The organism is Streptomyces sp. NRRL B-24572, from assembly GCF_002156145.1.
GTDB classification, from domain to species: Bacteria; Actinomycetota; Actinomycetes; order Streptomycetales; family Streptomycetaceae; genus Streptomyces; species Streptomyces vietnamensis.
Genome location: NZ_MWIG01000767.1, coordinates 1 through 4,558, shown reverse-complemented (window position 1 = coordinate 4,558; position 4,558 = coordinate 1). Strand labels below are relative to the sequence as shown.

The window sequence follows — 4,558 nt, the reverse complement described above, 5'->3', positions numbered from 1 at the left end:
GTGCCTGATCCGGCGGGCCGCGAACGGCAGGAGCGCGAGGAACAGCAGCCGCCCGGCGCGCGGGCCCGCCCGGCCCACCGGCAGCCGGACGTAGCGGATGCCGTCCCGGTCCTCGGTGCCGCCGTGCCGGCCCGCCGGATCAGGCACGACCTGTGGCTGGAGAGCTTCACTCCCCCGTTCTCGACGAGTCTGCTGCCCCTGACGACGGGCGCCCCCGTCGTCGGCATCCACCAGGGGCGCGGCACCGAGACCCTGTGGCGGCGCTACCACCTGCCGTTCTTCCTGGTGGAGCGGCTCGGCCTGCGCTGCTACCGGCACATCGTGGTGCGGAACGCGGCGGACGGATCGGCGATCCGCAGGCTCAGCCCCCGGGCCGACGTGCAGGTCGTCCCCACCGGCGTCGAGCAGCGCCGACTCGACGAGGCCCGGCTCGGGGCCGGCCGGTTCATCCTCTTCCTGGGGCGGATCGACACCTGGAACAAGGGCCTGGACCTGCTCCTCGACGCCTACGACCGGGCCCGGCCCCCGCTCGACCTGCTGCTCGCGGGCAGCGGCTCCCTGGCCGAGGAACGCCGGCTCGCCGTGCTCGTCGCCGCGCACACCCGCGACCCCGGATCCCGGATCCGGTGGGTGAGGTGCGCCGGGGAGGACCGCAAGCGCCAACTGCTGCGCGACAGCGCCTTCCTGGTGGTGCCGTCCCGGCACGAGACCTTCGGCCTGGTGGCCCTGGAAGGGATGTCGTACGGCAAACCCGTCCTCCATTTCGACCTGCCGGCGCTGCGCTGGATGCGCGACGGCGGAGACGTGGCCGTGAAGCCGTTCGACGTGGCGGCGTTCGGCGCGCGGATGACGGAGCTGGCCACGGACACGGCGCTGCGCCGCCGTCTCGGCCACCGCTCAGGAATCGCCGCACAGCACTACACCTGGGACGAGATGACGGGCCGCTACCTGGCCCTGGCCCACCGGCTCGTGGACTCACCCACCACCGCGCGGCGGCCGAGGAAGAGGGGTGCGTCATGGCAGACGACCCGCTGACCAGCTTCGTCCGGACGGTCCTCGGCTCCGGCGTCCCTATGATCGTGCTCTCGCCGCACCTGGACGACGCCGTCCTGTCCTGCGGCGCGCTGCTCGGCTGGGCGGGGCGGCGGGCGCCGGTGACGGTCGCCACGCTGTTCACGGAGGCCGCGCCACCGCCGTACACCCTCTGCGCCCGGCAGTACCTGAGGCAGACCCGGACCCGTGACGCGGAGGAGCTCTTCGCCGACCGGCGCGAGGAGGACCGGCAGGTCCTGGAACTCCTCGACGTCGACTGGCGCCACGTCGGCCTGGTCGACGGGCTGTTCCGGCGGCGGCCGCAGGCCCGCCCGGGCACGGAGCGGCTGTCCCGGCTGCTGCCCGAACTGGCGCACGTGTACCCGACGTACCGGATGCACCTGTCCCGGGGCCGGGTGTCCGCGTACGACGCCGAGACGCTGCGCGCCGTCGGGGAGACCGTCGACGCGCTGCTGCCCGCCCGTTCCGGCGGCCTGGTGCTCGCGCCCCTGGGGGTGGGCGGGCACGCCGACCACGTCCTGGTCCGCACCGCCGCCGAGCGGAGCGGCCGCCCGGTCGTGTACTACAGCGACTTCCCGTACAACCAGATCGCCGCCGACGACGACGGGTTCGCCGACCGGCACCGGCTGGTGGCCCGCGCCTGGGAGCGGGGCCTCGACCGGAAGGACGAGCTGATCCGGGGCTACCGGACGCAGACCGACGCCCTGTTCCCCGGGGGCCGCATCCCGCGCGCGCCCGAGGTGTACCTGCTGCCCGGGGCCGGAGCCGCGACCGCGTCGCCGACCGCCGGCCGTCGGCCCGGCACCAGGGCCAGGACCGCCGAAGGTGTGTCGTGACCGTCCCCGGCGGCTCCGCCGCGAGCGGAACCGTGAGCGGAACCGCGGCCGGACCCGCGAGCGGAATCGCGGCCGGACCTGCGAGCGGGCCCGCGGCCGGACCCGTGCGCCCGGCACCGGGAGCACGGGCCGCGGAGGTGTCCGATGGCCCGCGGTGAGCGGCGGCCCCGTGTCCTGCTCCTGACCGGCGGCCCGCTGGACGGGACGGAAGGCTGTGCCGCCCAGCTCGCCTCCGACGTCCTCGGGACGCTGTCGGACGTGGACTTCGTCTGGTTCTCCCAGTGGCCCGCCCGGCGGCCGCCCCCGCCGGGACGCGGGCGGCCCGTCCACGTCCTCTCCCGGGACGGGGGGCCGCACGTCCCCGCACGGGTGCAGTCCGTGCTCGCCGGGGCCGTGTTCGCGCGCCGGGTCGCCCTGGTGCACGCCTTTCTGACCATCGGCCGCGGCTTTCCGGTCTTCTCGTGGCTGCGCCCGCTGCTGCTCGGCGGACGGCCGGTCGTGCACACCGTGACCGGGCTGACGGACCCGAGGTACCTGACGCACACCCGGCCGCTGGGGACGACAATCGCCCTGTCGGAGTCGATGGCCCGCCGACTGCGGGCCGCGGACTTCGGGGACGTGCGGGTCGTCCCTCCCATGATCGGCCTGGACGACTGGCCGTACCTGCCGCGTCCGCAGGGACTCCCCGCGGTCCTCTTCGCGGGGCGCCCCGATCCGGGCGGCGGGGCGGAGGCCGCGATCGACGCCGCGGCGGAGGCCCACCGGGAGGGGGCCAGGTTCCGGCTGGTGCTCGCCCTGCGCGGACGGCCGGGGCAGGACTCCGAGGCGCCGGCCGAGGCGCTGCGGGAGCGGGCCGGCGCGGCGGGGCTCACCGACTTCGAGGTGCGCGGCCACGTCGAGGACATGCACGCCCTGCTGGCCTCCGTACAGGTGCTGCTGTTCCCTCCGTCCGTGCTGCGCGACGCCGCGGACATCCCGCTCACCGTGCTCCAGGCGCTGGCCTCGGGGCGGCCCGCGATCCTCAGCGACCTCCCCCAGTTCGCGGACTTCGGCCACGCCGTCCTGCGGGCCCCCGCGGGCGACCCGCGCCGCACCGGGCAGCAGCTGGCGTGGCTGCTCGACCAGCCGCGTTCCTGGGACATGCTCGCCGAGCGGGGGCGGATCCTGGTCGAGGACCACTTCGGCCCCGAACGTTTCGCGGCCCGGTACGCGGCGCTCTACCGGGAGCTGCTGGCCTGAACCGGCGGTACCGGAGGGGACGGCCGTTCGGCCGTGAGCAGCAGCACGCCGGTGTCACCGTACTCGGGCAGGGTGAGGTCCTTCGCGAGCCGGGCGATCCGCAGGCCGGTGGTGCGGGGGGCGAAGACGGCCCGCAGGGCGGCCTCGTCGACCGGGCAGGCGGGCCAGACGGGACCGGCGCCGATGCGGTAGCTCGGCATGCGCTCCATGAAGGCGGCGAGGAGCGTGCCGCCGGGACGGACCGCGCGGACGAAGGCGGCACAGAGCGCGGTGAACTCGTCGGCGTCCTCGGTGACGCTCTCGGCGACGAAGTGCATGGAGGCGAGGTCGTAGGTGTCGGGGCGCAGGTCGTCTGCGGTGCCGCGGACGATCCGGACCCGGCGGAGCGCCTCGGCGCAGCTTTCCGGGAGGGCCGGGTCGAGGGAGCGGCAGAGCTCGTAGAAGGGCTGCCAGCTGTCGTCGATGCCGTGGGTGAGCTGTCCGCGCAGATAGCGGACGTTGGCGGCGCTGGGTTCGAGGGCGTCGACGTGGCGGGCGGCGGCGCCCGCGAGCATCAGCGGGTAGAGGTTGGGGCCCGCGCCGAGTTCGAGGGTGCGGGAGAGGCTGCCGGGGGCGAAGCGCCGGTAGACGGCCGCGTGGTGGCGGATGACGCCGATGTCGTAGGGGTGGAGCCCGCGGTAGTTCTCGGTGAGGTAGTCGTCGACCGGCCAGGCGTTCCAGTCGGCGTCCCGGTTGCGGCGCACCCGGCCCCTCTCCGGGGCGTCCGGCGGGGTCCGGTCCATCACTCCTCCGCCGGCCTTCCGGCCGCGAGGGGGCGGGTGGTGGACTGGAGGGGGAAGCGTGCGGCGAGCTCCGTGAGGGCGGCGCACAGCTGGTCGACCTCCTCGTCGGTGTTGGCGGCGGTGATCTGGATGCGGAAGCCCACCCGGTGGCGCGGGACGAGCGGGTAGGACGCGAGCGTCACGTAGATGCCGTGCTCCCACAGGAAGGCGGCGACGGCGTCGAGGTCCTCGGCGTCGCCGAGCGGGATCTCGACGATCGGCAGGCCGTCCGTGTTGGGGGTGGCGATGCCCAGGCCCCGCACATGGGCGAGGACGCGGGCCGTCATGCGGTACAGGCGGGCCCTGATCTCGTCCCCGCGCTCCTCGTTGACGTCGAGTCCGGCGAGGGCGGTGGCGAGCGAGGCGGTCGGCGAGGGCCCCGAGTACAGGTACGGGGCGGCCGCCACCTTGAGGTGGTCCTTGAGCCACCTCGGTACGGCGAGGAAGGCGAGCAGCGAGGAGAAGGCCTTGGAGAAGCCGCCGACCAGGACCAGGTTCTCGTAGGACTCGCCGAGGTGGCGGACGATGCTGTTGCCGCGCGAGCCGTACGGGCTGGTCTCGTCGGGGCGGTGCTCCCCGATGACGCCGAAGCCGTGGGCGTCGTCGACG

At 75.0% G+C, this 4,558-nt stretch carries 5 protein-coding genes; 3 read left to right on the top strand and 2 right to left on the bottom strand.

Translation table 11 applies throughout. The features are described from left to right. From CCN56_RS35485 to CCN56_RS35475, 3 genes are all read left to right on the top strand, one after another. On the top strand, positions 1 to 1,035 hold a 1,035-nt coding region (locus CCN56_RS35485; protein WP_179200103.1), incomplete at its 5' end, for a glycosyltransferase family 4 protein. After that, positions 1,017 to 1,889, top strand: coding sequence for a PIG-L deacetylase family protein (locus tag CCN56_RS35480; RefSeq protein ID WP_086831892.1), 873 nt, complete (start codon positions 1,017 to 1,019; stop codon positions 1,887 to 1,889). The genes CCN56_RS35485 and CCN56_RS35480, both read left to right, overlap by 19 nt. Before the next feature lie 144 nt (positions 1,890 to 2,033). Next, a complete protein-coding gene (locus CCN56_RS35475; RefSeq protein ID WP_086831891.1) occupies positions 2,034 to 3,128 on the top strand; it encodes a glycosyltransferase in 1,095 nt (364 codons plus the stop codon). Here CCN56_RS35475 and CCN56_RS35470 read toward each other — a convergent pair. Then, a complete protein-coding gene (locus tag CCN56_RS35470) occupies positions 3,107 to 3,910 on the bottom strand; it encodes a class I SAM-dependent methyltransferase (RefSeq protein ID WP_086831890.1) in 804 nt (267 codons plus the stop codon). The two genes, CCN56_RS35475 and CCN56_RS35470, sit on opposite strands and share 22 nt — an antisense overlap. Beyond that, a partial coding sequence (locus tag CCN56_RS35465; protein WP_143664726.1) for an aminotransferase class I/II-fold pyridoxal phosphate-dependent enzyme occupies positions 3,910 to 4,558 on the bottom strand: 649 nt, incomplete at its 5' end. The genes CCN56_RS35470 and CCN56_RS35465, both read right to left, overlap by 1 nt.

Bases quoted from the DNA above. Each gene is read 5' to 3' on its own strand.
- CCN56_RS35480 (WP_086831892.1), top strand. From the start codon at position 1,017: ATGGCAGACGACCCGCTGACCAGCTTCGTCCGGACGGTCCTCGGCTCC.
- CCN56_RS35475 (WP_086831891.1), top strand. From the start codon at position 2,034: ATGGCCCGCGGTGAGCGGCGGCCCCGTGTCCTGCTCCTGACCGGCGGC.
- CCN56_RS35470 (WP_086831890.1), bottom strand. From the start codon at position 3,910: ATGGACCGGACCCCGCCGGACGCCCCGGAGAGGGGCCGGGTGCGCCGC.